This is a genomic window from Yersinia frederiksenii ATCC 33641 (assembly GCF_000754805.1).
Classification (GTDB): domain Bacteria; phylum Pseudomonadota; class Gammaproteobacteria; order Enterobacterales; family Enterobacteriaceae; genus Yersinia; species Yersinia frederiksenii.
In genome coordinates, this window is record NZ_KN150731.1 from 3,564,902 (window position 1) to 3,589,476 (window position 24,575).

Sequence of the window (24,575 nt, forward strand, 5' to 3'; positions counted from 1 at the left end):
TGAGATATAAGACTAGAGTGAACAATCATTATAGTTGGCAACAATAACTGAAATCATCGTGGTGCGAAGGGAGGGACTTGAACCCTCACGTCCGTAAGAACACTAACACCTGAAGCTAGCGCGTCTACCAATTCCGCCACCATCGCCCAAATGATTTCTTACTGTCTATCTTGAAGAGAATAAAACTTAGGATTTATATCACCAGCTTGGTGCGAAGGGAGGGACTTGAACCCTCACGTCCGTAAGAACACTAACACCTGAAGCTAGCGCGTCTACCAATTCCGCCACCATCGCATGTGCTGTGCAATATAAATCTTTACTGCTGAAGTTGTTCATTAAGAAAGAAATGTTTGGTGCGAAGGGAGGGACTTGAACCCTCACGTCCGTAAGAACACTAACACCTGAAGCTAGCGCGTCTACCAATTCCGCCACCATCGCGTACCGGAAACATGACTTTTTTGATGCAACCACGGGGGCGAATTCTAGAGATTTTCACGTTCAGGTCAATACTTATTTCCCCTAAGCGGGACGTTTGCTGTAAAAAGCATCATATGTTGAGCAATTGATTTGATTACCCAAGTATTGCCAATTTTAGGCCCTGTTCTTTATATCGGGGGATTCGTGTGGATAATGTGCAAATAGCTCGATTAGCCAATCAATTAGGACTCTGACTCTGGGGGCCAAAAAACGCCCCGGTGGGAACATAATAAACAGTGGCATTGTCGGTGGCGGCATATCGGGTAATACCTCAATCAGTTCGCCTTGTGTTAATTGGCGGTGAATTCCAGGTGTGGGGGCCTGAATTAGCCCCAAGCCCGCGACACCTGCCGCAATATAGGCATCTGCACCACTGACACTCAAGATACTGGGTAATATGCGGCTTTCAATCTTCCCTTGAGAAACAAATTCCAATGGATAATCGCGGCTATTTAACTGCGAGAAATAACCCACAGCCTGATGGCCCGTCAAATCGTCGAGTGATGTCGGGATGCCATATTTCGCGAGATAAGCCGGAGAGGCGCAGGTTATTTGTGGCTGCTGGCCAATATTCCGCGCCGTGAGTTGTTCATCATGGGGCAACCAAGCCCGCAACACACAATCCACACCTTCACGGAGTAAATCAATGGTGGTGTCGTTTGCCCCCAGAATCAATGTGATATGCGGATAACGCTGATAAAAGTCACTCAAGGCCGGGATAACCACATTGCGAGCTAGCGAATGTGGCATATCAATACGCACTTTCCCCTCCGGTTGCAGCCGCTGATGGCTGAACAGTGAGTTAGCCTCTTCAAAAGCTGACAGTAATTGGAGGCAGCGCTGGTAATAGAGGGAGCCTTCGGCGGTAATATTTACCTGGCGGGTGGTACGAACGAATAGACGGACGCCTAGTCGGTGTTCAAGTCGTTTTAGCGTATGGCTGACGGTGGCGCGTGGTAATTGCAGTTTTTCTGCGGCACGACTGAAATTGCCCAACTCAACAATACGGACAAAAATCCGCATGGCTTGTATCTGGTCCATCGGTACACCTGCTTATTGTTGGCGTTTTTTGAACAGTGATGAGCTATCTGCATTATTTATCTTTCTCTGCTAAACAACCACACTTTATTCCGACATCACTAATGGGGAATATCACAATGCAACAACGTCAATTAGGTTCGAATGGTCCGCTGGTTTCTGCTCTCGGCCTTGGCTGCATGGGAATGAGTGATTTCTACTCCACCAATCAAGACAGCAATGAGTCCATTGCCACTTTACATCGGGCACTGGAACTGGGGGTAACCTTGCTGGACACCGCTGATATGTATGGCCCATTTACTAATGAAGAGTTGGTAGGGCGGGCGATTAAGGGAAAACGTGATCAAGTCTTCTTAGCCACCAAGTTTGGTATTGTGCGTGATCCGGCAGACCCGACAGTTCGTGGTGTGAGCAGTCATCCTGATTATATCCGTAAGTCTATTGATGGCAGCCTGAAGCGGCTGGGGGTTGATGTTATTGATCTTTATTACCAACACCGTTGTGACCCAAGTGTACCGGTGGAAGAGGTCATTGGTACTTTGGCGGATTTGGTTACCGCCGGAAAAATTCGTTACATCGGCTTGAGTGAAGTCTCAGCAGCAACATTAGAGAAAGCCCATCAGATACACCCGATTACCGCAGTACAGAGTGAATACTCATTGTGGACGCGAGATGTAGAGACATCGGTCTTGGCAACGTGTGAACGTTTAGGTGTTGGGTTTGTGGCTTATAGCCCATTGGGGCGCGGTTTCCTCACCGGGGCGATTCGTAGCCCGGATGATTTAGCTGCTGATGATTTCCGCCGTAATAATCCACGTTTTCAGGGTGACAACTTTGTCTTGAATCTGACGTTAGCCGATACCGTGACGAAAATGGCACAAGAGAAAGGCATTAAACCGTCGCAATTGGCCTTGGCATGGGTACTGGCACAGAGAAGTTTCATTGTGCCAATTCCTGGAACTAAACGCCGAACTTATCTGGAAGAGAATTTAGCGGCTGTTGATGTGGTGCTCAGCCCGCAAGAGTTGGCAGCACTTGATGCCGTATTCCCCTTGCAGGCCGCAGCGGGTGAGCGCTACGGCGCAGAAGGGATGCTTCATCTTAACGCGTAATATTAACGTTTTTTCTTAGCATCACGTGGCGGGCGCCCGACAGTGGCCTGATACACCTTAAACCGGCCATTCTGTGCCAATACTTCATGGCTGCCAAATGCGGCATCCAGCAGCGCAGGATAAGGCAAGAAGGAGTTCGCCACGATCCGCAATTTACCGCCCACATGCAGGTGTGCGGTCGCACCACGGATCAACATTTCAGCCGCAGTCAGGCTCGTTTGAATCCCATCATGGAAGGGTGGGTTTGAAATAATCATCTCGAAGCGGCCTTTAATGTCAGAGTAGACATTACTGGCAATCACTTGTGCTTCAATATTATTCGCTGCCAATGTTGCCCGGCTGGATTCTATGGCTGCCGCGCTCACATCACTTAGCGTCCATTTGATTTTAGGTAATTGCTGCGCCAGAACCGATGCCAATACCCCGGCACCACACCCGACATCCAGCACACTGCCTTTAAACGGCTCACTGAATGTTGACAGCAGCAGGTGGCTACCCGAATCCAGTGAATCGCGGCTGAAGACACCAGGCAACGTTTTGACTGTCACATCACCGACTTGATAACTCTCCCACCAGGCATCGGCATCAAATTCTGGCTGTTTATCCAGGCGGCCATGATAAAGACCACAACGGCGAGCGCTGTCAATCTTGGTCAGTTGGGCGAAATCGGACAGCATTTCTTCTGCACTGCGCACGCCACTGCGGTTCTCACCCACCACAAAAATATCACTGCCCACCGGCAATAAAGAGAGCAGGTTAGCCAGTTGGAACTGGGCTTCTTGTTTGCTTTTTGGCCAGTAATAAACCAGCGTGTCGCAGGTGGCGACGGTTTCAGCTGTCGCCAAAAGACCGAATTGAACATTCTCTTCCAGCGTATTGCTCAGTAATTGCCAGTGGTGATATTGATTGGTGTGAACCCGTACCCCGGCGGCATCAAATTGCGCTGGCAGCGCATCTTGTAAATCACCGGCAAACAACACGTGGCGGGCTATAAATTCATCACTATGGCGCAGTATCACTTCACTGGCTGGGGTTAATGCTGACATCAGTCTTTGGCTCCTCAATAATATGATCGGGGATTATAGAGGTTTGTTGGCGCATGTTCGATGGGTTTGCTAGCATAGCGTCGAAATAGGGGTTGCTTTGACAGGAAAGGGCATGGCATCAAGACGAGACTTACTGTTACAACAGCTTGGCATCACGCAGTGGACATTGCGCCGCCCAGCCGTCTTGCAGGGTGAAATTGCGATACACTTACCCGAAGATACCCGCCTGTTAATTGTGGCAGACCCGCTTCCTGAACGCGATGACCCGCTGTTGTGCGATGTGTTGCGCAGCTTGGGGCTCACTCCAAGTCAGGCTTATACACTGACGCCGGAGCAGGTGGCGATGTTACCCGAAAAAACACAGTGCAACAGTTGGCGATTGGGCATCAGTGAACCACTTGCCGTTGCGGGTGCACAATTACACAGCCCGGCACTGGCCGGACTTTATCACGACGCGAGCGCTAAGCGCGCACTTTGGCAGCAGATTTGTCATCATGAAGCAGATTTCTATCCTGACGCCAGCCGATCTGGCCACAGCGTATCAAATTGAGCAAGCCAGCCACGCTTTTCCGTGGACGGAAAAAACCTTAGCCAGTAATCAAGGTGAGCGCTATCTCAATTTCAAGTTGAGTGTTGACCAGCACATGGTCGGCTTTGCTATTACCCAAATGGTATTGGATGAAGCCACGCTGTTTAATATCGCCATTGACCCACAGCATCAGCGCCAGGGTTATGGTCGTTTGCTGCTTGAGCATGTGATTGCGCAGTTGGAAACACGTAATATCTTCACACTTTGGCTTGAAGTTCGGGCCTCAAATGCAGGTGCGATAGCCTTGTATGAAAGCCTCGGGTTTAACGAGGTTTCCGTGCGTCGCAACTATTATCCAAGTGTTAATGGGCGCGAAGATGCCATTATGATGGCGTTACCTATGGGGTAGCACCGTTTTGTGGATAATAAATTGTCTATCCCGGTTAAATCAGGGAAAATACCGCGCTATAACACCGATTCCCGCTTTCCTGAATCACGCATTGCACCAGATGCCATGCCAGAGCAGGGCGGCCTAAAAGTAGAAAATTCAAACTATGTCTCCAAGTGAATATGCACAGGAAGTCGCGAAAAGACGTACTTTCGCGATCATTTCTCACCCCGATGCCGGTAAAACCACCATTACCGAAAAAGTGTTGCTGTTCGGGAACGCCATTCAGACCGCCGGTACAGTAAAAGGCCGTGGCTCAAGCCATCATGCCAAATCTGACTGGATGGAAATGGAAAAACAACGCGGTATCTCCATCACGACTTCCGTGATGCAGTTCCCGTATGGCGGTTGTCTGGTTAACTTGCTTGATACCCCAGGGCATGAAGACTTCTCCGAGGATACTTATCGTACTCTGACCGCAGTTGACTGCTGTCTGATGGTGATTGATGCGGCGAAAGGGGTAGAAGACCGAACCCGCAAGCTGATGGAAGTTACCCGTCTGCGCGATACACCGATTCTGACTTTTATGAACAAATTGGACCGCGATATCCGTGATCCGATGGAAGTGTTGGATGAAGTCGAACGTGAACTGAAGATTGCCTGTTCACCGATAACCTGGCCGATTGGCTGTGGTAAGTTATTTAAAGGGGTTTACCACCTTTATAAAGATGAAACTTACCTGTATCAGACCGGTAAAGGCCACACCATCCAAGAAGTGCGCATTGTTAAAGGGCTGAATAACCCGGATCTGGATGTCGCTGTGGGTGAAGATTTGGCTAAACAGTTCCGTCAGGAGCTGGAATTAGTTCAGGGCGCATCTCATGAATTTGATCATGAGGCTTTCCTGTCCGGTGATTTAACACCGGTCTTCTTTGGTACCGCTCTGGGTAACTTTGGTGTTGACCATATGTTGGATGGTCTGGTTGAGTGGGCTCCCGCGCCAATGCCACGTAAAACAGATACTCGTGAAGTGGTTGCGGCTGAAGAGAAGTTTACCGGTTTTGTCTTTAAGATTCAGGCAAATATGGACCCTAAACACCGTGACCGTGTTGCCTTCTTGCGCGTGGTTTCCGGCCGTTTTGAAAAAGGCATGAAGCTGCGTCAGGTCCGCATTAAAAAAGATGTGGTGATTTCCGATGCGCTGACCTTTATGGCGGGTGACCGTTCGCACCTTGAAGAAGCTTATGCTGGCGATATTATCGGTCTGCATAACCACGGTACCATTCAGATTGGTGATACCTTCACTCAAGGTGAAGATATGAAGTTCACCGGTATTCCGAACTTTGCACCTGAATTGTTCCGTCGTATTCGCCTGCGTGACCCATTGAAACAGAAACAATTGCTGAAAGGATTGGTTCAGTTGTCCGAAGAGGGCGCGGTGCAAGTCTTCCGTCCACTGACCAACAACGATCTGATTGTTGGTGCCGTTGGTGTTCTGCAGTTTGAAGTGGTTTCTTCACGACTGAAAAGCGAATATAACGTGGAAGCGGTATATGAGTCGGTCAACGTTTCAACTGCCCGCTGGGTTGAATGTGATGATGTGAAGAAGTTCGAGGAGTTTAAACGTAAGAATGAGGTTAACCTGGCATTGGATGGTGGCGATAATTTGAGCTATATTGCCCCAACGATGGTTAATCTTAATATTACGCAAGAACGTTATCCGGAAGTCCGTTTCCGTAAAACTCGCGAGCATTAATCGAGCTACAAGCCGCATTCTATCGGGGTATTAAGTACCCCGATTCATTAATTTCCTTCACTATTCCACCTCTAAGATAACTCTCACTTAGTGATAAAAATCTGACTTTAGTCCGATTCCGACTGTATTTTTTCCGAGATGCTCTATCTTTATAGGTACCAGCAGGACTGACTTGCATCAAATTAAGATCAGTTAACCTGCAGTAATCGTAAAGTATTCATCAAATACCCACCTACATAAGGTGGCGTAAGAATTTGCAAATCGGGGCGTTATATCCGATTTGGAATTCAAATCAAAAAAGGAAGAAATCGATGACAAACACAAAATTTGCCCGTTCAGTGATGGCTGTTGTTTTAGGTACTGCGCTTATGAGTGGGAGTGTGTTCGCCGAAGACACTATGCTCAATAAAGCCTCCAACGCTGTGGACAGTACCGGTGCTAAACTCGATAGTTCCATGAAGAAAGTTGATAACTACATGGGGGATAGCGCAGCGACAGCCAAAGTAAAAAGTGCGTTGCTGGAAGAAAAGTCCCTTAAAAGCACTGATATCTCAGTTGAAACTAACCATGGCGTTGTTACTCTCAGTGGTTTCGTGACTTCTCAGGCTGAAGCTGAAACGGCAGTTGAAATTGCCGGTAATGTTGAAGGGGTAAAATCCGTCAGCGATAAGCTACATGTGAAAGATCAGAAAACACAATCTGTCAGCGAATATGCTGGCGATGCGGCAACAACCAGCTCAATCAAAGCCAAATTACTGGCAGATGACATCGTACCGTCACGTAAAGTTAAGGTAGAAACGACCGATGGTGTGGTGCAACTGTCCGGTAATGTTGAGAATAAAGCTCAGTCCGAGCGCGCAGAAAGTATTGCTAAAGCCGTTGATGGCGTGAAAAGCGTTAAAAACGATCTCAGCATCAAGCCTTAATTATTATTCGGCTGATGGGTATTTCGTGGACAATAATATCATCCACGAAATACCTTTTAATCACTCCGATAGCCCAATAATTCATCCGATAAACCCAACTAATACAACTTCTGCTATATGCGCTACTGTTAGATAGGCAGAGGTAATTAAATAGTGATTTTCTGAACGAGAGTTTATGAAGTCATTTTTTCAAATGGTAAGGAGAAGCTTATGTTTCGCTGGGGCATTATATTTCTGGTCATTGCGTTAATCGCTGCGGCATTAGGTTTTGGTGGGCTAGCCGGTACGGCAGCCTGGGCCGCAAAAGTTGTCTTCGTTGTGGGTATTATCCTATTCCTCATCAGTTTGTTTACAGGACGTAAGCGGCTTTAGTTAGGCGTGATGGTTACAGCAAAGGTAAGAACGGGTATCCTCAACGCCTGTTGTAACGAATTAAGGATGGATGGTGGGATACAGAATACCTATCACGCTCGGTAATATTGAGCCACTCGCCTATAAGCCATACCAGCCCGGTAAAATGGCGTTGGTTTGTGAGGGCGGCGGGCAGCGAGGGATTTTTACAGCCGGTGTGCTGGATGAATTCCAGCGCGCCCGCTTTAACCCTTTTGATCTAATGATTGGTACTTCTGCCGGGGCACAAAACCTCTCTGCTTTTATCTGTGGCCAACCCGGCTACGCTCGCCGTGTCATTACCCGCTACACAACAACTGCTAACTTCTTCAATCCGCTGCGTTTTGTTCGTGGTGGTCACTTAATTGATCTGGACTGGCTGGTGGATATCACCTCTCAGCAGCTACCTTTGGCAATAGACCATGCCGAACAGCATCTCCAAAATGGCCGCGAGTTTCTCATGTGCGCTTGCCGCAGTGATGATTTCGAGCCCACCTATATATCCCCAACCCGAGAAAGCTGGTTATCCGCCATCAAAGCGTCCAGTGCTATCCCTGGATTATATCGTCAAGGTGTTGATTTAGATGGTATAAGTTATCAGGATGGAGGTATCAGTGATGCCATTCCCGTCGAAGAAGCCTATCGGCGTGGGGCGGATACGATTGTGGTTATTCGTACAGTTCCTTCGCAGGCGTATTATACGCCGCAATGGATGAAACGGATGGAGCATTGGCTGAGTGAAAGTAGCTTGCAGCAATTGGTGCGAATTATGCAGCAACATGAGCAAAGTTATCATCGCATTCAGCAATTTATCGAGAAGCCACCGGGTGATTTACGCATTTTCGAAATTTTCCCCCCTAAACCCCTTGCCAGTAATGCGTTAGGTAGCCGGGTTGCGGCGCTAAATCATGATTACCATTTAGGCCGCCGTTGTGGGCGCTATTTTCTGGCAACGGTCGGTCACTGGTTGCTGCCAAAGGATCCTTTGACGCCGTTTGATATCAAGGGCGAAAAAAACACGATTTCCCTCTCTCGTCGATTGATTCAGCCACAAGATATTAACCAGCCAGATGATATGGCAGAGTTAATTGATGCTGAGGATTCTTCTTTTGATATCAATAAATCGCCAGATATTATCACTCCGGTTAATGCAGTACAGGCCGCGGAAAGTCACCTTCCCCCTCAGATGACCGTGGCTGAGAGTGGGCTGAATATTCCGGCATCGACGCGGAGTAAAAAGAAACCGTTGCCAGCCGAGATTATTCGGTCTGCGGGGGCGGAAAATACCAAAGGTGATACGGCGTAATGGCACCGACTCGTGGGCAGATGCCATGTTTTTCCGACACACTCTATTTTGTTGATACGCATTGTCATTTTGATTTTCCGCCATTCAGTGGTGCAGAAAAGACCAGTTTAGAGAGTGCGGCGCAGGCAAATGTCCGGCAAATTATTGTGCCGGCGGTGAGTGCTGCTTATTTTCAGCGCATTGTTGATTTGGCTGCAAATTATCCACCGCTCTTTGCTGCACTGGGTCTGCATCCCCTCTATATTGCTCAGCATCAAGAAGTGGATTTAGCCCTACTGGCCTCATCGCTGGCGGATAAAACGGACAAACTGGTCGCTGTGGGGGAGATTGGTCTGGACCTCTATATGGATGAGCCGCAGTTACCACGACAACTCGCCTTATTGCATGCCCAATTGAAGCTCGCCAGGCAGCATGACCTGCCAGTTATACTGCATTCACGCCGCTCACACGATCAGTTGGCTGCTGCGTTACGCAAAATAACCTTGCCACGCACGGGGGTGGTACACGGCTTTGCCGGGAGTTTGGCGCAAGCGCAGGCATTCATTCGCTTGGGTTATTACATCGGTGTGGGTGGAACCATCACTTATGAGCGGGCGCAGAAAACCCGAAATGTTATGGCGGCATTACCGTTATCGGCATTATTACTAGAGACGGATGCCCCAGATATGCCACTTGCAGGTTTTCAGGGCCAACCTAACCGGCCAGAGCGGGCGGAACAGGTGTTTGCTGTGTTATGCGAGTTACGGCCAGAAGCACCACAGGAGATTGCCGCCCAGTTATTAGAAAATAGTCAGCGATTATTCCAGTTGCCCTCGCTCAAGACATTCACCTGGTAGATCCCGAGTCAAAACATACAAAACAGGCTAATAGTTAGCTTGCTTTCACTTCTTCCTTCTTTTTAGTGTGATTTGCATCACATTAATTATCTTGCAGTTGCTTCCAGTTGTGTTTATTTGTGACAGAGATTGTTTGATAGCGAGACCATGCCAGTATAATCCTCCCCACACACATTATTTAAATATAAATCATTAACAGGATTATCGACATGCTTATGAGTTTAGTCGGAATGGCGGTACTGATATTAATAGCCGTACTTCTTTCCAGTAATTTTAGGGCAATTAATATCCGCACTGTGGTTGGGGCCTTTATTCTCCAAGTGGGCGTTGGCGCACTGGTATTATATGTGCCAATCGGTCGTCGTATCCTTGGTGGCATGTCTCAAGGAGTGGCGAACGTTATTGCTTATGGTAATGACGGTATTTCATTTATGTTTGGCGGCTTGGTTTCCGACAAAATGTTTGAAGTTTTTGGCGGTGGTGGCTTTGTATTTGCCCTGCGAGTATTGCCCGTCATCGTATTTTTCTCTTCATTAATTGCTGTTTTATATTACCTCGGCGTGATGCAACTGGTTATTCGGGTATTAGGCGGCGGGCTGCAAAAGCTGTTAGGGACATCGCGTACCGAATCCCTTTCTGCAACGGCCAATATCTTTGTTGGGCAAACAGAGGCCCCATTGGTGGTGCGTCCCTATATCGCCACCATGACCCAATCTGAATTGTTCGCTGTAATGTGTGGCGGTTTAGCCTCGGTTGCGGGTTCTGTATTGGCCGGTTATGCGCAAATGGGCGTACCACTGGAGTATCTGATTGCAGCTTCCTTTATGGCAGCACCCGGTGGGTTATTGTTCGCTAAATTGATGGTGCCAGAAACCGAGAAAACCCGTGATACTGTTGATGCTGCTACCTTAATTGCTGAAGATGATCGTCCGGCTAACGTTATTGATGCTGCGGCATCGGGTGCGGCTTCCGGTTTGCAACTGGCGTTGAATGTCGGGGCGATGCTATTAGCCTTTATTGCATTGATTGCATTGCTCAATGGGATCCTCGGTGGGATTGGCGGTTGGTTCGATTATCCGCAACTCTCGATGGAACTGATTCTGGGCTGGGTGTTCTCGCCAATTGCTTATCTGATCGGCATTCCGTGGAGTGAGGCGATGGTCGCGGGGTCCTTTATCGGTCAGAAAATCATCGTGAACGAATTTGTGGCATTTATGAACTTCGGCCAATATCTTCAGGCTGAGGAGCTCGTCAGAGCTGCTGGTTTACAGGTGCTATCTGAACATTCTAAAGCCATTATCTCCTTCGCACTGTGTGGTTTTGCCAACTTGTCGTCTGTCGCCATTTTATTGGGTGGATTAGGCAGTATGGCCCCTAGCCGCCGCCATGACATTGCGCGCTTTGGCCTAAAAGCCGTAGCCGCAGGGACATTATCAAACTTGATGAGCGCCACTATTGCCGGTTTCTTCTTAGCACTGTGATCACTGCTGGTTAACCCTATTCCTGCCCATAAGCTATTCTTGATGCGAGTGGGCATTTATTCTCAATCGGGCTTAAATCAGGTTATTTTGTGATTTTAATCACATATAATTTAGTTTCGTTACAAGTTACTATTGATAAGTGTGAATTTGAACACTCTTCGCAGCCTGGTAACGTGTTCAAATAGAGCTATAAGTTAGTGCGGTGAGATGGATCTCAATTGCTACCCAAGGTGTTATCCGTGGGGCTATCTTCAAGGAACCAAGTCCGCTCGCCAACGTATTGAGCTTAATTATCAGAGAGACCAATCTGGTCTCTTTGCCCGCTCATAAATAAATGCTCAGTTTTGGCAATGTGCTGAAGCTGAAAAGTGTTGGAGAGTTTTATGACCGATTTAACCGCCTGCGCGAATCTAAATGATTATGCCAAACGCGCGCTGAGTTTGATGGATTTAACCACCCTGAATGACGATGATACCGACGATAAAGTTATCGCTTTGTGTCATCAGGCAAAAAGTCCTGCTGGTAATACCGCAGCCGTCTGTATTTATCCTCGCTTTATTCCTATTGCCCGTAAGACATTACGTGAGCAAGGGACGCCTGAAATTCGTATTGCAACGGTGACCAACTTCCCACATGGCAATGATGATATTGCCATTGCACTGGCCGAAACCCGTGCGGCAATTGCCTATGGCGCGGATGAAGTGGATGTGGTTTTCCCTTACCGTGCCTTAATGGCTGGTAACGATAAAGTGGGCTTCGAATTAGTGAAAGTGTGTAAAGAAGCCTGTGCTGCCGCGAATGTGTTATTGAAAGTGATTATTGAAACGGGCGAATTAAAACAAGAACATTTGATCCGTCAGGCTTCCGAGATTGCTATCAAAGCGGGTGCTGATTTCATTAAAACCTCAACCGGTAAAGTGCCGGTCAATGCCACGCTGGAAAGTGCCGACATCATGATGCGCACTATTCGTGACTTAGGTGTGGGGCAAACTGTTGGCTTCAAACCTGCGGGGGGCGTACGCACCGCTGAAGATGCCGCACAGTTCTTGCAACTGGCCGATAAATTGATGGGTGAAGGCTGGGCTGATGCTCGCCACTTCCGCTTTGGTGCCTCCAGTCTGTTAGGCAGCTTGTTGACAACACTGGGTCATCAAAGCGACAGCAAAACCAGCGGCTACTAACCGTTTTCACCGTTATTGAACTGAACAGAGGTATTGCGGGCTAGGTTGCCGCAGTGCCGCTTTTTCCATATTGACGTCAAGCAGGGGGATGCCTTGTTTCTGGCACAAGAAATTATCCGTAAAAAACGCGACGGTAAGCCACTGAGCGAAGAAGAAATTCGGTTCTTTATCAATGGTATTCGCGACAATGTGGTTTCCGAAGGGCAGATTGCTGCTTTGGCGATGACCATCTATTTCCACGATATGACCATGCCTGAACGCGTGGCGCTCACCATGGCAATGCGTGATTCGGGCACAGTATTGAACTGGAAGAGCTTGAAGCTCAACGGTCCGATTGTGGATAAACACTCCACTGGTGGCGTTGGCGATGTGACTTCTCTGATGCTCGGCCCAATGGTCGCTGCTTGCGGCGGTTATGTACCGATGATTTCAGGCCGTGGTTTGGGCCATACCGGTGGAACACTGGACAAGCTGGAAGCTATTCCCGGTTTTGATATTTTCCCCGATGACAGTGCATTTCGCAAAATCATTCAGGATGTCGGCGTTGCCATTATTGGCCAAACCAGCTCACTGGCACCTGCGGATAAGCGTTTTTATGCTACCCGTGATATTACCGCCACAGTGGATTCCATCCCACTGATTACCGCCTCGATTCTGGCTAAGAAACTGGCTGAAGGTCTGGATGCATTGGTCATGGATGTTAAAGTCGGCTCTGGTGCTTTTATGCCGACTTATCAGTTATCTGAAGATTTAGCACAGGCCATTGTGGGTGTGGCAAATGGCGCGGGTTGTAAAACCACCGCGCTGTTGACCGACATGAATCAGGTATTGGCTTCCAGTGCTGGTAATGCAGTTGAAGTGCGCGAAGCGGTGCGCTTCCTGACCGGTGAATACCGTAACCCGCGCTTGCTGGAAGTGACTATGGCACTGTGTGTCGAGATGCTGCTATCAGGTGGCTTGGCGCAAGATGTTGCTGATGCTAGATCCAAGCTGCAAGCGGTATTGGATAACGGCAAAGCGGCGGAAGTGTTTGGTCGCATGGTTGCGGCGCAAAAAGGCCCGAGCGATTTTGTTGAACGCTATGACAGCTATTTACCTGCCGCCATGCTGAGCAAGCCTGTATTCGCTGAGCGACCGGGTATTATCACTGCCATGGATACCCGCGCCTTAGGCATGGCTGTGGTTTCCCTTGGTGGAGGCCGTCGTCGGGCAACCGATCCTATTGATTACAGTGTCGGTCTTACCGATATGGCCCGTCTGGGGGCTCGCGTTGACAGTCAGCAGCCATTAACCGTAATTCATGCCAATAACGAAGATGACTGGCAGCAGGCGGCAGATGCGGTTCGCGCAGCAATTACATTGGGTGATAAAGCCGTGGAAGAAACTCCGGTGGTTTATCGTCGTATTACTGAATAAACGCCATACTTTAAAGGGAGCCGCTAAGCGTGCGACCCTATGCAGGAGAAAATGATGAAACGTACATTTATTATGGTATTAGACTCATTTGGTATTGGCGCCAGTGCTGATGCTAAGAAATTTGGCGACGAAGGGGCCGATACTTTGGGCCACATCGCTGAGGCCTGCGCTCGTGGTGAAGCGGATATTGGTCGTAGCGGCCCGTTGAAATTACCTAACTTGAGCCGTTTAGGCTTGGGTAAAGCAGCCGAAGAATCTACCGGTAAATTCCCGGTAGGGCTGGATAAGAATGCAGACATCATTGGTGCTTATGGTTATGCCAGCGAGTTATCTTCTGGCAAAGACACCCCATCAGGCCACTGGGAAATTGCCGGTGTACCTGTCTTGTTCGACTGGGGCTATTTCAGTGATGTGGAAAACAGTTTCCCACAGGAATTACTGAATAAACTGGTCAAACGTGCCAATTTGCCAGGTTATTTGGGTAACTGCCACTCTTCAGGTACCGTGATCTTGGATCAACTGGGTGAAGAGCATATGAAAACCGGGAAACCGATTTTCTATACCTCGGCTGACTCGGTGTTCCAAATTGCCTGCCATGAAGAGACTTTTGGTCTGGACCGTTTGTATGAATTGTGCGAGATAGCTCGCGAAGAACTGACCGAAGGCGGCTACAATATTGGCCGTGTGATTGCGCGTCCGTTTATCGGCGATAAACCGGGTAACTTCCAGCGTACCGGTAACCGCCACGATTTGGCTGTTGAACCGCCAGCGCCAACCGTGTTGAAAAAACTGGTGGAAGAGAAAGGCGGTGAAGTGGTTTCCATCGGTAAAATTGCCGACATCTATGCCCATGTGGGGATCACTCAAAAAGTGAAGGCCACGGGGTTGGATGCACTGTTTGATGCCACAGTAGAAGAGATGAAAAAAGCCGGTGACAACACTATTGTGTTCACTAACTTTGTTGATTTTGACTCTTCTTACGGTCACCGCCGCGATGTTGCAGGTTATGCTGCAGCATTGGAATTGTTTGACCGTCGCCTGCCAGAATTGATGGCACTAGTGAAAGAAGACGACATCCTGATCCTGACGGCTGACCATGGCTGTGACCCAACCTGGCCGGGCACCGACCATACCCGTGAGCATATTCCAGTCTTGGTTTACGGCCCGAAAGTTAAGCCGGGTTCACTTGGGCATCGTGAAACCTTTGCCGATATTGGCCAGACGGTTGCCAAGTATTTCAATCTGTCACCAATGGATTACGGTAAGAATATGCTTTAAGTCATTCGGCTACGCTGAGCGTGTCATTTTGAACCCGGGCAGTGCTCGCCCTCCTCACGTACTGCGTGTACGCTCCGGGGGCTGAGCACTGGTCGTGTCCAAGCTGCCTGTGCTCATCTACGCTGGTGATGGCTGATTTTATCCAAACTGTGCAAAGCAGCTCAAACTCAAAAATGGTTTGGTTATATAAATTTTAATTCTCTGATTTTTAAGGAAAGTGATTATGGCAACGCCACATATTAATGCTGAAATGGGTGATTTCGCTGACGTTGTACTGATGCCAGGGGATCCGCTACGGGCGAAGTTTATCGCCGAAACCTTCCTGAAAGATGTGCGCGAAGTGAACAACGTGCGTGGCATGTTGGGCTTCACCGGTACTTATAAAGGGCGTCCAATCTCAGTGATGGGCCACGGTATGGGTATCCCATCCTGCTCTATCTACACCAAAGAGCTGATCACGGATTTCGGCGTGAAGAAAATTATCCGCGTGGGCTCCTGTGGTGCAGTTCGTGCTGACGTTAAATTGCGTGATGTGGTTATCGGTATGGGCGCTTGTACGGACTCCAAAGTCAACCGCTTGCGTTTTAAAGACCACGATTACGCGGCAATTGCTGATTTTGAAATGACGCGTAACGCGGTTGATGCTGCTAAAGCAAAAGGGATTGATGTCCGTGTGGGCAATCTTTTCTCGGCTGACCTGTTCTATACGCCAGATCCGCAAATGTTTGATGTAATGGAAAAATACGGCATTCTGGGTGTAGAAATGGAAGCCGCAGGTATCTATGGCGTTGCCGCAGAATTCGGTGCAAAAGCGCTGACTATCTGTACCGTGTCTGACCATATCCGTACCGGTGAACAAACCACTGCAGCCGAGCGCCAAACCACTTTCAATGACATGATTGAGATTGCATTGGAATCTGTGCTGTTGGGTGACAAAGCGTAATTTCCTATCAAGCCTTTCCCCTTTAGCGGCAGAGATCTCTGCCGCTAAATCTATTCATGCCAAATTAGCGCAATGAAGCTATCTCACTATTTATCATCCGGTTTTTTGTCGACTTCCGGCGCAGCATCTGATGCGTCATCTTCATTATCATCTTCTTTGACTGGCGTATTGGCGGTTAGCAGATAAGGTGATTGTTGCCAACGACTACGACGGCCTTGTAGCAGAGTGCGGGCCAAGATAATGCCAACCGCAAGCGCGACCAGTATCATCAGCCGCAACAAATTGGTGGTATTATCCACCTGCTTAGATTCAGTGGCTAACACGTGGGTGTCTAGCGTCATGCGCAAAAAACCACTGGGCCCGCTTTTGCCGGGGATCAGTTCGACAATCTGGTGATTGAAATAACTGCCGGGGCGTTTACCATCTAAGGCTAGCCGGTCACGTACTTTTACGTTCTCTCCGGCGGCGGCAACCAGTGTCCCGTCACTCTGATATACGCTAGCATCCAATATGCGGCTTGATTGGGTTAATTGCTGGAGGATAGCATCGACTTTCTGGCTATCAATATCATCGTCACCGCTATCCATAATGGGGGATAGGCTGAAAGTGACTTGTTTCGCTAATGTTTTCGCCAGTTCTTCAACTTGTTCCGAACGGGCCAGTTGGTGGCTGAGGCTGAAATAGGATGCACCTTGCATTAGCAAAACCAATAATGCCAGACAGATCAGCACAATAGCAGTACGGTGCAATCGAAATTTTAATTTGGCCTTGGCCATGCAGGTTCCTTGCCGTATTTAGTGACTTTATGTTGCCAGAAGTTATGACGATAGGATAGTTTGATGCGTTATTTCTACCCTGCATATTTCATATTGCCGTAACGCGCAATCTACCGGGTTGCAGGTTGCCGAGTTTTGTTTTCTACAGGAGCAGTTCATGTCTAATAGTCTGACCTATTGCGATCTCCCATCGGAGATCTATCAATGGCCGGGTTTGCCACTTTCACTCAGTGGTGATGAAGTCATGCCGCTGGATTATCGTGCCGGTCATACGGGTTGGCTGTTGTATGGCAGAAAACTGGATAAAAAGCGCATTACCCATTTCCAACGTCACTTGGGTGCGGCGATGGTGATTGTTTCCGCTTGGTGTGTGGAAGATTATCAAGTGATTCGCCTGGCAGGTAGTTTGACCCCACGTATTAAAACTCTGGCTGACGAGAGCGGGCTAGATGTGGCGCCGCTGGGGGCGATTCCACACTTGCGCACTCCGGGCCTGTTGGTGATGGATATGGACTCCACCGCCATCCAAATTGAGTGCATCGATGAGATTGCCAAGTTGGCGGGAGTTGGGGAAGAGGTGGCGGCGGTCACTGAACGCGCCATGCAGGGCGAGCTAGATTTCACCGCCAGCTTGCGCCAACGTGTGGCTACCCTGAAAGGGGCCGATGCCAATATTCTTAAGCAAGTTCGTGACGAATTGCCTTTGATGCCGGGGCTAACCAGCCTGGTACGTAAACTTCAGGCATTGGATTGGCATGTCGCCATTGCATCCGGTGGTTTTACCTATTATGCCGAATACCTACGCGATAAATTGCACTTGGTGGAGGTGGCTGCCAATGAGCTTGAAATCAAAGACGGCAAATTGACTGGCAAAGTGCTCGGGCCAATAGTCGATGCGCAATATAAAGCCGACACGCTGCTCAAATTAGCTGAAAAGCTGAATATTCCCATTGCTCAAACCGTGGCGATAGGCGACGGTGCTAACGACCTGAAAATGATGCAAGCCGCCGGTCTGGGTCTGGCTTTCCATGCCAAACCGAAAGTTTATGCCAAAGCAAAAGTGGCAATTCGTCATGGCGATTTGCTGAGTGTGTTGTGTATTTTGACTGGCAGTCTTAAGCACGAAGAACGCTAAAATAGGCTATTTTATTTGCCATTTTGAATTTGGGCGGTGCTCTAAATCCTCACGTACTCCATGTACGTTCCGGTTTTTGCGCGCTGTCCGCATCCAAACTGTCTGCAACAATGACGCCTATTTGAGTCGATGACCAAGTTATCCCAGTAGACTTTGAACAATAAAATGGTGGGTCATCAACTCACTGTTAGGCCGTCATATTGAGGTGAACCGTGGCTAAAGCACCAAAACGGGCATTTGTCTGTAATGAATGCGGGGCTGATTATCCGCGCTGGCAAGGGCAGTGCAGTGCCTGCAATGCCTGGAATACGATTACCGAAATTCGGCTGGCGGCGGCGACGTCATCATCGCGTAATGAGCGTTTTGGTGGCTATGCGGGCGACGCTGGTATTAGCCGAGTACAAAAGTTATCCGATATCAGTCTGGAAGAACTGCCGCGTTTCTCTACCGGCTTTCTTGAGTTTGATCGGGTATTAGGCGGCGGGGTTGTGCCGGGAAGCGCGATCTTGATCGGCGGCAATCCGGGGGCAGGGAAAAGTACTTTACTGTTGCAAACCCTCTGCAAACTGTCCGAAAACATGAAAACCCTGTATGTCACCGGGGAAGAGTCGCTGCAACAGGTTGCCATGCGGGCGCATCGCTTGGGGTTGCCCACCGCCGGCCTGAATATGTTGTCAGAAACCAGCATTGAACAGATTTGCCTGATAGCTGAACAAGAACAGCCACGCTTGATGGTTATCGACTCTATTCAGGTGATGCATATGGCGGATATTCAATCATCGCCGGGTAGTGTGGCGCAAGTGCGTGAAACCGCAGCTTATCTCACGCGTTTTGCTAAAACCCGTGGTGTCGCCATTGTGATGGTGGGTCACGTGACCAAAGATGGTTCGCTGGCCGGGCCAAAAGTCTTGGAGCACTGCATTGACTGCTCAGTGATGCTAGATGGAGACGGTGACTCACGTTTTCGTACTCTGCGCAGCCATAAAAACCGTTTTGGTGCTGTCAATGAGCTGGGTGTCTTTGCTATGACCGAACAAGGTCTGCGCGAGGTCAGTAACCCATCAGCAATCTTCCTCAGCCGGGGTGATGAAGTCACCGCGGGCAGCTCGGTGATGGTGGTGTGGGAAGGGACGCGCCCGCTGCTGGTTGAGATTCAAGCGCTGGTGGATCACTCTATGATGTCGAATCCGCGTCGGGTGGCGGTCGGGCTGGAACAAAACCGGCTGGCAATTTTACTGGCAGTTTTGCACCGCCATGGTGGTTTGCAAATGTCTGACCAAGACGTATTCGTCAATGTGGTGGGAGGCGTGAAAGTAACAGAAACCAGTGCTGACCTGGCATTGCTGATGTCACTGGTCTCTAGCCTACGAGACCGCCCGCTACCACAGGATTTAGTGGTATTTGGTGAGGTGGGTTTGGCTGGTGAAATTCGCCCGGTACCCAGTGGTCAGGAACGTATTTCAGAGGCAGCCAAGCACGGTTTTAAACGCGCTATCGTGCCTTATGCCAATATGCCGAAGAAGCCACTGCCCAATATGCAGGTTTTCGGGGTGAAAAAACTGGCCGATGCTCTGGCGGTTTTGGAAGATTTGTAACGTCATACCGCACATTTAGTCGTGTTAATCTCGCAGCATACTGTGTTATTTTTGTTTAGTGCACTAAACAAGGAGGCGGTATGCTGCAGTTCGACTATCTCAAAACAGCGATTAAGCAAAAAGGCTGTACTTTACAGCAGGTGGCCGATGCCAGTGGCATGACCAAAGGTTACTTAAGTCAGTTACTCAATGACAAAATCAAAAGCCCCAGCGCACAAAAGCTAGAAGCCCTGCACCGTTACCTTGAGTTGGAATTTCCGCGTCGTGAGAAAAAAGTCGGCGTGGTGTTTGGTAAATTTTACCCGCTACATACCGGTCATATCTATCTTATCCAACGCGCTTGTAGCCAGGTTGATGAGCTGCATATCATCCTTTGCTTCGATGAACCGCGTGACCGCGAGCTATTCGAAAACAGTTCTATGTCGCAACAACCGACGGTCAGTGACCGCTTGCGTTGGTTATTACAAACCTTTAAGTACCAGAAAAATATCCATATTCATTCATTTGATGAGCACGGTATTGAACCCTATCCCCATGGCTGGGATGTCTGGAGCCATGGAGTCAAAAAATTCATGGGCGAAAAAGGGATTGTCCCGAACTTTATTTACTCCAGCGAAAGTCAGGATGCGCCGCATTATCATGAACAATTTGGCATTGAAACTATACTGATCGACCCGCAGCGCTCATTTATGAATATCAGTGGCCGCCAGATCCGTCGAGATCCTTTCCGTTATTGGGACTATATCCCAACCGAAGTGAAGCCCTTCTTTGTGCGCACTGTAGCGATATTGGGGGGGGAATCCAGTGGGAAATCTACCTTGGTCAACAAGTTAGCCAATATCTTCAATACCACCAGTGCGTGGGAATATGGCCGTGATTATGTTTTTTCTCATCTGGGTGGCGATGAGATGGCGCTGCAATATTCTGATTATGACAAAATTGCACTGGGCCAAGCACAATATGTTGATTTTGCAGTAAAATATGCCAACAAAGTGGCCTTTATTGATACCGACTTTGTTACCACACAGGCATTTTGTAAGAAATATGAAGGGCGAGAGCACCCATTTGTGCAGGCGCTGATTGATGAGTATCGCTTTGATTTGGTTATTTTGCTGGAGAATAACACGCCGTGGGTCGCTGATGGTTTGCGTAGCCTCGGCAGTGATCGTGACCGCAAATCTTTCCAGAAATTGCTGGAGCAGATGCTGCGCAGCAATAATATTGAGTACGTCCATGTTGAGTCGGCAGACTACGACGAGCGCTTCCTGCGCTGTGTCGAACTGGTTCAACAGTTACTGGCCGCCGACCTGCAAAGGCTAGCCCGCCCATCAGTACTAAGTGAAATACAGCAAGAAGATTGATGTGAATTTAGTATTCAAGGGCGTAATTGTTGCAGCCTTTTTAATTAGTAAGCAATCACGACCTTGCCGCGCATGTGCCCACCAGCTACCTGGCTGTGGGCCGTTTGCAGATTTTCGACCGTCAGGCCATGCAGCGTTGCACTTAGCGTGCCTTGCAGTTTGCCCTCATCAACCAACTGACTGATTTGTTTTAAAATTTCCCCTTGCTGGGCAATATCTGGTGTAGAGAACATGCTGCGGGTGAACATAAATTCCCAATGTAGGGCCGCGCTTTTCAGTTTCAATTGATTCTGATCCAGCGGTTTTTCGTTCTCGACGATGGTGCAGATTTGCCCTAAGGGCGCGATGAGTTCGCTGATGGCGGGCCAGTGACCGTCTGTGTCATTCAGGCAAAGGATATAATCAACTTTATCAATACCTTCTTGCTGCAACTGTGCTTTCAGGCCGCGGTAATCCACGATTAAGTCAGCTCCGCGTTCGCGACACCAAGCCGCAGACTCTGGGCGTGATGCAGTTGCAATCACTTTTACCGGGCTACGTAATGCGGCCAATGGGATCGCCAATGATCCCACGCCACCGGCCCCGCCGATGATGAGTAGACTTTTATCGGCACTGGCTTGCTGAATTTTCAGGTGTTCAAAAAGGGCTTCCCATGCGGTGATGGCGGTGAGTGGCAGAGCTGCGGCTTGTGCCCAGTTGAGTGAGCTTGGCTTGTGGGCGGCGATACGAGCATCGACTAATTGGTGTGTGGCATTGCTGCCGGGGCGGGTGATATCACCGGCGTACCAAACTTCATCACCGGCACGAAAGTCCGCCACTTTCTCACCCACACTGACAACTACGCCAGCAGCATCCCAACCCAGAATCCGCGGCTGTTGTAGGCCATTTTTCTTCAGGCCATTGTGTACCTTGGTATCCACCGGATTGATCGATGCGGCTTTGACATCTACCAGTAAATCAAATGGGCTGGGTGTGAGTGCATCTAATGTGATTTCAATAAAATCAGCGGGTTGTTGCGGGTTTACGGCAATGGCTTTAATGGACATGATGAGGTTCCTGCTCCTGTTTAGCATAGCAACTGAGTCTAGACCTATCTGACGACAGTGATAAGATGGACAATCACTAACGCAGTGTTCGTCTGGGATAAACAATCATGCTTAAGAAGCCCCACTATGTTTAAGCAACTTCAGGATATGGCGCTGTTCGCCAAGGTCGCAGAGTGTGGCAGCTTCACCCGTGCGGCGACAATGGCCGGTTTACCCAAATCTAGCGTTAGCCAGCGCATTAGCCAGTTGGAGCAAAACCTGGGGATTCGCTTGCTCAACAGAACTACGCGTCAATTGAACCTGACGTTTGCCGGAGAGCGCTATCTAGTGCATTGCCAGGAGATGTTGCAAGCTGCCGAGCGTGCTGATTTGGCACTACAACGGCTGAAGGATAACCCCAGTGGGCGTTTGCGCATTTCCACACCAGCAGGGCTAGGGGCCACGTTACTGGCCCGGCTGGCGGCAGACTTTCAGCGACAATATCCGGATGTTCTGCTGGAGGTTTTGGTGTCGGATACCATGGTGGATTTGGTCGAAGATGGCTTTGATGTGGCGCTGCGTACCGGTAAACCACAGGATTCGTCACTGATTGGTCGGCGGCTGGGATATGCCCCGCGATATCTGCTGGCTTCTCCTGCTTATTTGGCACAACACCCGCCATTGCTGCATCCACGCCAATTGGATATTCACCGTTGCATTGCCCATCGTGCCTGGCAGGCGCTGATTTTACGACGCAACGAGGAATTTTATCGCTGGCAAGTGCCGGTGCTACATGTTACCGATAATCTGTTATATGCCCGTGAGTGTGCGCTGAACCATGGTGGCATCACGTTACTGCCGGCTTTCTTAAGCCGTGAAGTGGTGGCAAACGGGCAGTTAATTGAAGTATTGCCGCAATGGCAGGCTGAGGGAAATGAGCTGTATTTGGTCTATCCGAGCCGCAAATTGAACTCACCGGCACTGAGCTGTTTTATTGATGTGGTGATGGGGCATCCGGTATTCGAGGATTATGTGCAGGGGTTGACCAAGTCGTAAAAGAAGTGGAGTGCGGGCTACCGACTCCACTTTGGGCTATCTATTCCTCATTCCAGATAAAACACTTCGCGCAGGGGCTGACTCACTGGGCTGTTATCAGGGTTACTCGGCATGACATCTGCCATATGTTGCCACCAGCGTTGGCACACGGCGGTTTGCGCCACTGCATCCCAGCGCGCTTCTGATTCAATTTCGACAAAACCAAACAGTAAATTGCGCGCTTCATCGAGGAAAATAGCATAGTGGTGAGCGCCATGAGCTTTCAGTACGGCCTCCAGTTCCGGCCAGATTGGCGTGTGTCGGCGCTGATATTCAGCATGAGAATCTGGATTGATCTGCATAACAAAGGCTTTGCGTATCATGAAATTACCTCGGTCAAAGTGCTTGTAAGTACAAGGTCCTGACTTGTTCACGGCTCGCTGGACGTGGGTTACAAGGTGCACAAGGGTCGGCTAGCGCTTTATCTAACCAGCCTTCAATATCATTTTCCTCAATACCTAAGGCGGAGAACCCGGCAGGAATGCCGACTTGCCGCGACAACTGACGAATAGCTGTTATTGCCTGATGGCTAGCTTGCTCATCACTCATTTCTTGAGTGTTTACTCCCATTGCTTGGGCAATACGGGCAAAGCGGCTGACTGCTTGCGGGCGGTTATACTCTTCAATCACCGGCAGTAAGATAGCATTGCAGACACCGTGAGGAAGGTTATGTGTGGCCCCCGGCTGATGGGCCAGCGCGTGAACCAAACCTAGCCCAGCACTATTAAATGCCATGCCCGCCAGATACTGGCCACAAGCCATCATCTCGCGAGCTTGCAGGTTTTTGCCGTCTGCAACCGCTACTGGTAGCCACTGACTAATAAGGCGGATTGATTCGAGTGCTGAATGGTCAGTCAACGTATGTGCGCCAAGCGAAACATAAGCTTCAATCGCATGGGTGAGGGCATCCATTCCGGTTGCGGCGGTGACATTGGCGGGAATATTGAGCATGACTGACGGGTCGTCCACCGCAATATCAGGAATGATATTGGTGTCGATGATGACTTCCTTCACTTGCCGCTGACTATCAATAATAACCGCATTACTGGTCAATTCCGCCGCGGTTCCGGCCGTGGTATTGATGGCGATGAGCGGCACCCCGGCTTGTTTGACTTTACCTACGCCGGAATAAGCCGTCGATGGCCCCGGATTGGCGGTCAGTATCTTAATGGCTTTGGCGGTATCAATGGGGCTGCCACCACCGAAGGCCACTAAATAGTCACACTGATGCTGTGTGAAGGCGCTAAAACCGGCTTGTACTAACTCTTCGGTCGGATTAGGAAATACCTGCGCAAACAGTGCATAAGGTAACTGGTGCTGCTCCAATGCCGCGAATAAGCTGTCCAACAACCCCAGTTCGACCAGTTGCCCATCCGTCACAATCAGTGCTTTTCCCCACTGTTTGCCGCTAAGCAATTTAACCATATCGCCGATAGCCCCGGTGCCGTGCAAGCTAATTTTTGGTAGTGCCAACATGAAACTCAT

Annotated in this window: 24 protein-coding genes and 3 tRNA genes; 18 read left to right on the plus strand and 9 right to left on the minus strand. The window is 49.3% G+C overall.

What is annotated here, in order from left to right; all coding sequences use genetic code 11:
• Window positions 1–59: 59 nt before the first annotated feature.
• The 4 genes from DJ58_RS05995 to DJ58_RS05980 all read right to left on the minus strand — a co-directional run bounded on the left by DJ58_RS05995 (window position 60) and on the right by DJ58_RS05980 (window position 1,518).
• Window positions 60–146 (minus strand) — tRNA-Leu (locus DJ58_RS05995).
• Between the two features lie 61 nt (window positions 147–207).
• Window positions 208–294, minus strand: a tRNA-Leu gene (locus DJ58_RS05990).
• 57 nt (window positions 295–351) lie between these two features.
• A tRNA-Leu gene (locus tag DJ58_RS05985) sits at window positions 352–438 on the minus strand.
• Between the two features lie 153 nt (window positions 439–591).
• Window positions 592–1,518, minus strand: a complete 927-nt coding sequence (locus DJ58_RS05980) for a LysR family transcriptional regulator (RefSeq protein WP_004711511.1) — start codon at window positions 1,516–1,518, stop codon at window positions 592–594.
• 116 nt (window positions 1,519–1,634) lie between these two features.
• Here DJ58_RS05980 and DJ58_RS05975 point away from each other — a divergent pair, with 116 nt between their 5' ends.
• Window positions 1,635–2,627: an aldo/keto reductase gene (locus tag DJ58_RS05975; protein ID WP_032911678.1), complete on the plus strand. Its 993-nt coding sequence runs from the start codon at window positions 1,635–1,637 to the stop codon at window positions 2,625–2,627.
• Between the two features lie 2 nt (window positions 2,628–2,629).
• Here the strand turns inward: DJ58_RS05975 and rsmC are convergent, their stop codons facing one another.
• The gene (gene rsmC / locus DJ58_RS05970) at window positions 2,630–3,673 is read right to left on the minus strand and encodes a 16S rRNA (guanine(1207)-N(2))-methyltransferase RsmC (protein ID WP_004711514.1); all 1,044 of its coding nucleotides are present in this window, start codon (window positions 3,671–3,673) and stop codon (window positions 2,630–2,632) included.
• Between the two features lie 112 nt (window positions 3,674–3,785).
• Here rsmC and DJ58_RS05965 point away from each other — a divergent pair, with 112 nt between their 5' ends.
• The 13 genes from DJ58_RS05965 to deoD all read left to right on the plus strand — a co-directional run bounded on the left by DJ58_RS05965 (window position 3,786) and on the right by deoD (window position 16,103).
• Window positions 3,786–4,223 (plus strand): DNA polymerase III subunit psi, encoded by a 438-nt coding sequence (locus tag DJ58_RS05965; protein WP_004711517.1) that lies wholly within the window; start codon window positions 3,786–3,788, stop codon window positions 4,221–4,223.
• Entirely contained in the window at window positions 4,168–4,611 is a 444-nt protein-coding gene (rimI, locus tag DJ58_RS05960) for a ribosomal protein S18-alanine N-acetyltransferase (protein WP_032911679.1), read from the plus strand. Before DJ58_RS05965 ends, rimI begins: the two co-directional genes overlap by 56 nt.
• Window positions 4,612–4,620: 9 nt before the next feature.
• Entirely contained in the window at window positions 4,621–4,770 is a 150-nt protein-coding gene (locus tag DJ58_RS23495) for a hypothetical protein (protein ID WP_153802880.1), read from the plus strand.
• Window positions 4,757–6,346, plus strand: a complete 1,590-nt coding sequence (gene prfC, locus DJ58_RS05955; protein ID WP_004711520.1) for a peptide chain release factor 3 — start codon at window positions 4,757–4,759, stop codon at window positions 6,344–6,346. Before DJ58_RS23495 ends, prfC begins: the two co-directional genes overlap by 14 nt.
• 311 nt (window positions 6,347–6,657) lie before the next feature.
• Window positions 6,658–7,272 (plus strand): molecular chaperone OsmY, encoded by a 615-nt coding sequence (osmY, locus tag DJ58_RS05950; protein WP_004711522.1) that lies wholly within the window; start codon window positions 6,658–6,660, stop codon window positions 7,270–7,272.
• Window positions 7,273–7,482: 210 nt separating this feature from the next.
• On the plus strand, window positions 7,483–7,644 hold the full coding sequence (locus DJ58_RS22830; protein WP_004389381.1) for a DUF1328 domain-containing protein: 162 nt from the start codon (window positions 7,483–7,485) through the stop codon (window positions 7,642–7,644).
• 70 nt (window positions 7,645–7,714) lie between these two features.
• Window positions 7,715–8,968, plus strand: coding sequence for a patatin-like phospholipase family protein (locus DJ58_RS05945; RefSeq protein ID WP_004711525.1), 1,254 nt, complete (start codon window positions 7,715–7,717; stop codon window positions 8,966–8,968).
• A complete protein-coding gene (locus tag DJ58_RS05940) occupies window positions 8,968–9,804 on the plus strand; it encodes a TatD family hydrolase (protein ID WP_050413911.1) in 837 nt (278 codons plus the stop codon). Before DJ58_RS05945 ends, DJ58_RS05940 begins: the two co-directional genes overlap by 1 nt.
• A gap of 209 nt (window positions 9,805–10,013) precedes the next feature.
• Window positions 10,014–11,285, plus strand: a complete 1,272-nt coding sequence (locus DJ58_RS05935) for a NupC/NupG family nucleoside CNT transporter (protein WP_072088127.1) — start codon at window positions 10,014–10,016, stop codon at window positions 11,283–11,285.
• 383 nt (window positions 11,286–11,668) lie between these two features.
• Window positions 11,669–12,466, plus strand: a complete 798-nt coding sequence (deoC, locus tag DJ58_RS05930; protein ID WP_032909888.1) for a deoxyribose-phosphate aldolase — start codon at window positions 11,669–11,671, stop codon at window positions 12,464–12,466.
• Window positions 12,467–12,559: 93 nt separating this feature from the next.
• The gene (gene deoA / locus DJ58_RS05925; RefSeq protein ID WP_032909892.1) at window positions 12,560–13,882 is read left to right on the plus strand and encodes a thymidine phosphorylase; all 1,323 of its coding nucleotides are present in this window, start codon (window positions 12,560–12,562) and stop codon (window positions 13,880–13,882) included.
• Between the two features lie 54 nt (window positions 13,883–13,936).
• Window positions 13,937–15,160 (plus strand): phosphopentomutase, encoded by a 1,224-nt coding sequence (gene deoB, locus DJ58_RS05920; RefSeq protein ID WP_032909894.1) that lies wholly within the window; start codon window positions 13,937–13,939, stop codon window positions 15,158–15,160.
• A 223-nt stretch (window positions 15,161–15,383) separates the two neighbouring features.
• Window positions 15,384–16,103 carry a purine-nucleoside phosphorylase gene (gene deoD, locus DJ58_RS05915; RefSeq protein ID WP_032909895.1) on the plus strand — a complete coding sequence of 240 codons (720 nt, stop codon included), beginning with the start codon at window positions 15,384–15,386 and terminating at the stop codon, window positions 16,101–16,103.
• Window positions 16,104–16,189: 86 nt separating this feature from the next.
• On the opposite strand, the gene DJ58_RS05910 is transcribed toward deoD, so the two are convergent.
• Window positions 16,190–16,879, minus strand: a complete 690-nt coding sequence (locus tag DJ58_RS05910; protein ID WP_004706003.1) for a YtjB family periplasmic protein — start codon at window positions 16,877–16,879, stop codon at window positions 16,190–16,192.
• A 157-nt stretch (window positions 16,880–17,036) separates the two neighbouring features.
• Here DJ58_RS05910 and serB point away from each other — a divergent pair, with 157 nt between their 5' ends.
• The 3 genes from serB to nadR all read left to right on the plus strand — a co-directional run bounded on the left by serB (window position 17,037) and on the right by nadR (window position 20,970).
• Window positions 17,037–18,014: a phosphoserine phosphatase gene (gene serB / locus DJ58_RS05905; protein ID WP_032909896.1), complete on the plus strand. Its 978-nt coding sequence runs from the start codon at window positions 17,037–17,039 to the stop codon at window positions 18,012–18,014.
• 212 nt (window positions 18,015–18,226) lie between these two features.
• Window positions 18,227–19,609: a DNA repair protein RadA gene (gene radA / locus DJ58_RS05900; RefSeq protein ID WP_004706006.1), complete on the plus strand. Its 1,383-nt coding sequence runs from the start codon at window positions 18,227–18,229 to the stop codon at window positions 19,607–19,609.
• Window positions 19,610–19,689: 80 nt separating this feature from the next.
• Window positions 19,690–20,970 carry a multifunctional transcriptional regulator/nicotinamide-nucleotide adenylyltransferase/ribosylnicotinamide kinase NadR gene (gene nadR, locus DJ58_RS05895; protein ID WP_004706009.1) on the plus strand — a complete coding sequence of 427 codons (1,281 nt, stop codon included), beginning with the start codon at window positions 19,690–19,692 and terminating at the stop codon, window positions 20,968–20,970.
• 44 nt (window positions 20,971–21,014) lie between these two features.
• Here nadR and DJ58_RS05890 read toward each other — a convergent pair whose 3' ends face one another.
• Window positions 21,015–22,016, minus strand: a complete 1,002-nt coding sequence (locus tag DJ58_RS05890) for a zinc-binding alcohol dehydrogenase family protein (protein WP_004706011.1) — start codon at window positions 22,014–22,016, stop codon at window positions 21,015–21,017.
• A 126-nt stretch (window positions 22,017–22,142) separates the two neighbouring features.
• Between DJ58_RS05890 and DJ58_RS05885 the strand changes: the two genes are divergently transcribed.
• Complete coding sequence (locus DJ58_RS05885; RefSeq protein ID WP_004706013.1) at window positions 22,143–23,051, plus strand: LysR family transcriptional regulator; 909 nt, start codon at window positions 22,143–22,145, stop codon at window positions 23,049–23,051.
• A gap of 47 nt (window positions 23,052–23,098) precedes the next feature.
• On the opposite strand, the gene rhaM is transcribed toward DJ58_RS05885, so the two are convergent.
• Together rhaM and fucO are read right to left on the minus strand one after the other, a co-directional pair.
• Window positions 23,099–23,413 carry an L-rhamnose mutarotase gene (gene rhaM, locus DJ58_RS05880; RefSeq protein ID WP_004706015.1) on the minus strand — a complete coding sequence of 105 codons (315 nt, stop codon included), beginning with the start codon at window positions 23,411–23,413 and terminating at the stop codon, window positions 23,099–23,101.
• A 13-nt stretch (window positions 23,414–23,426) separates the two neighbouring features.
• Window positions 23,427–24,575, minus strand: a complete 1,149-nt coding sequence (gene fucO, locus DJ58_RS05875; protein ID WP_032909898.1) for a lactaldehyde reductase — start codon at window positions 24,573–24,575, stop codon at window positions 23,427–23,429.

Excerpts from the sequence above, each read along its gene's own strand:
- DJ58_RS05980 (WP_004711511.1), bottom strand. The coding sequence starts at position 1,518 with ATGGACCAGATACAAGCCATGCGGATTTTTGTCCGTATTGTTGAGTTG.
- DJ58_RS05975 (WP_032911678.1), top strand. The coding sequence starts at position 1,635 with ATGCAACAACGTCAATTAGGTTCGAATGGTCCGCTGGTTTCTGCTCTC.
- rsmC (WP_004711514.1), bottom strand. The coding sequence starts at position 3,673 with ATGTCAGCATTAACCCCAGCCAGTGAAGTGATACTGCGCCATAGTGAT.
- DJ58_RS05965 (WP_004711517.1), top strand. The coding sequence starts at position 3,786 with ATGGCATCAAGACGAGACTTACTGTTACAACAGCTTGGCATCACGCAG.
- rimI (WP_032911679.1), top strand. The coding sequence starts at position 4,168 with ATGAAGCAGATTTCTATCCTGACGCCAGCCGATCTGGCCACAGCGTAT.
- prfC (WP_004711520.1), top strand. The coding sequence starts at position 4,757 with ATGTCTCCAAGTGAATATGCACAGGAAGTCGCGAAAAGACGTACTTTC.
- osmY (WP_004711522.1), top strand. The coding sequence starts at position 6,658 with ATGACAAACACAAAATTTGCCCGTTCAGTGATGGCTGTTGTTTTAGGT.
- DJ58_RS22830 (WP_004389381.1), top strand. The coding sequence starts at position 7,483 with ATGTTTCGCTGGGGCATTATATTTCTGGTCATTGCGTTAATCGCTGCG.
- DJ58_RS05945 (WP_004711525.1), top strand. The coding sequence starts at position 7,715 with ATGGTGGGATACAGAATACCTATCACGCTCGGTAATATTGAGCCACTC.
- DJ58_RS05940 (WP_050413911.1), top strand. The coding sequence starts at position 8,968 with ATGGCACCGACTCGTGGGCAGATGCCATGTTTTTCCGACACACTCTAT.
- DJ58_RS05935 (WP_072088127.1), top strand. The coding sequence starts at position 10,014 with ATGCTTATGAGTTTAGTCGGAATGGCGGTACTGATATTAATAGCCGTA.
- deoC (WP_032909888.1), top strand. The coding sequence starts at position 11,669 with ATGACCGATTTAACCGCCTGCGCGAATCTAAATGATTATGCCAAACGC.
- deoB (WP_032909894.1), top strand. The coding sequence starts at position 13,937 with ATGAAACGTACATTTATTATGGTATTAGACTCATTTGGTATTGGCGCC.
- deoD (WP_032909895.1), top strand. The coding sequence starts at position 15,384 with ATGGCAACGCCACATATTAATGCTGAAATGGGTGATTTCGCTGACGTT.
- DJ58_RS05910 (WP_004706003.1), bottom strand. The coding sequence starts at position 16,879 with ATGGCCAAGGCCAAATTAAAATTTCGATTGCACCGTACTGCTATTGTG.
- serB (WP_032909896.1), top strand. The coding sequence starts at position 17,037 with ATGTCTAATAGTCTGACCTATTGCGATCTCCCATCGGAGATCTATCAA.
- nadR (WP_004706009.1), top strand. The coding sequence starts at position 19,690 with ATGCTGCAGTTCGACTATCTCAAAACAGCGATTAAGCAAAAAGGCTGT.
- DJ58_RS05890 (WP_004706011.1), bottom strand. The coding sequence starts at position 22,016 with ATGTCCATTAAAGCCATTGCCGTAAACCCGCAACAACCCGCTGATTTT.
- DJ58_RS05885 (WP_004706013.1), top strand. The coding sequence starts at position 22,143 with ATGTTTAAGCAACTTCAGGATATGGCGCTGTTCGCCAAGGTCGCAGAG.
- rhaM (WP_004706015.1), bottom strand. The coding sequence starts at position 23,413 with ATGATACGCAAAGCCTTTGTTATGCAGATCAATCCAGATTCTCATGCT.
- fucO (WP_032909898.1), bottom strand. The coding sequence starts at position 24,575 with ATGAGTTTCATGTTGGCACTACCAAAAATTAGCTTGCACGGCACCGGG.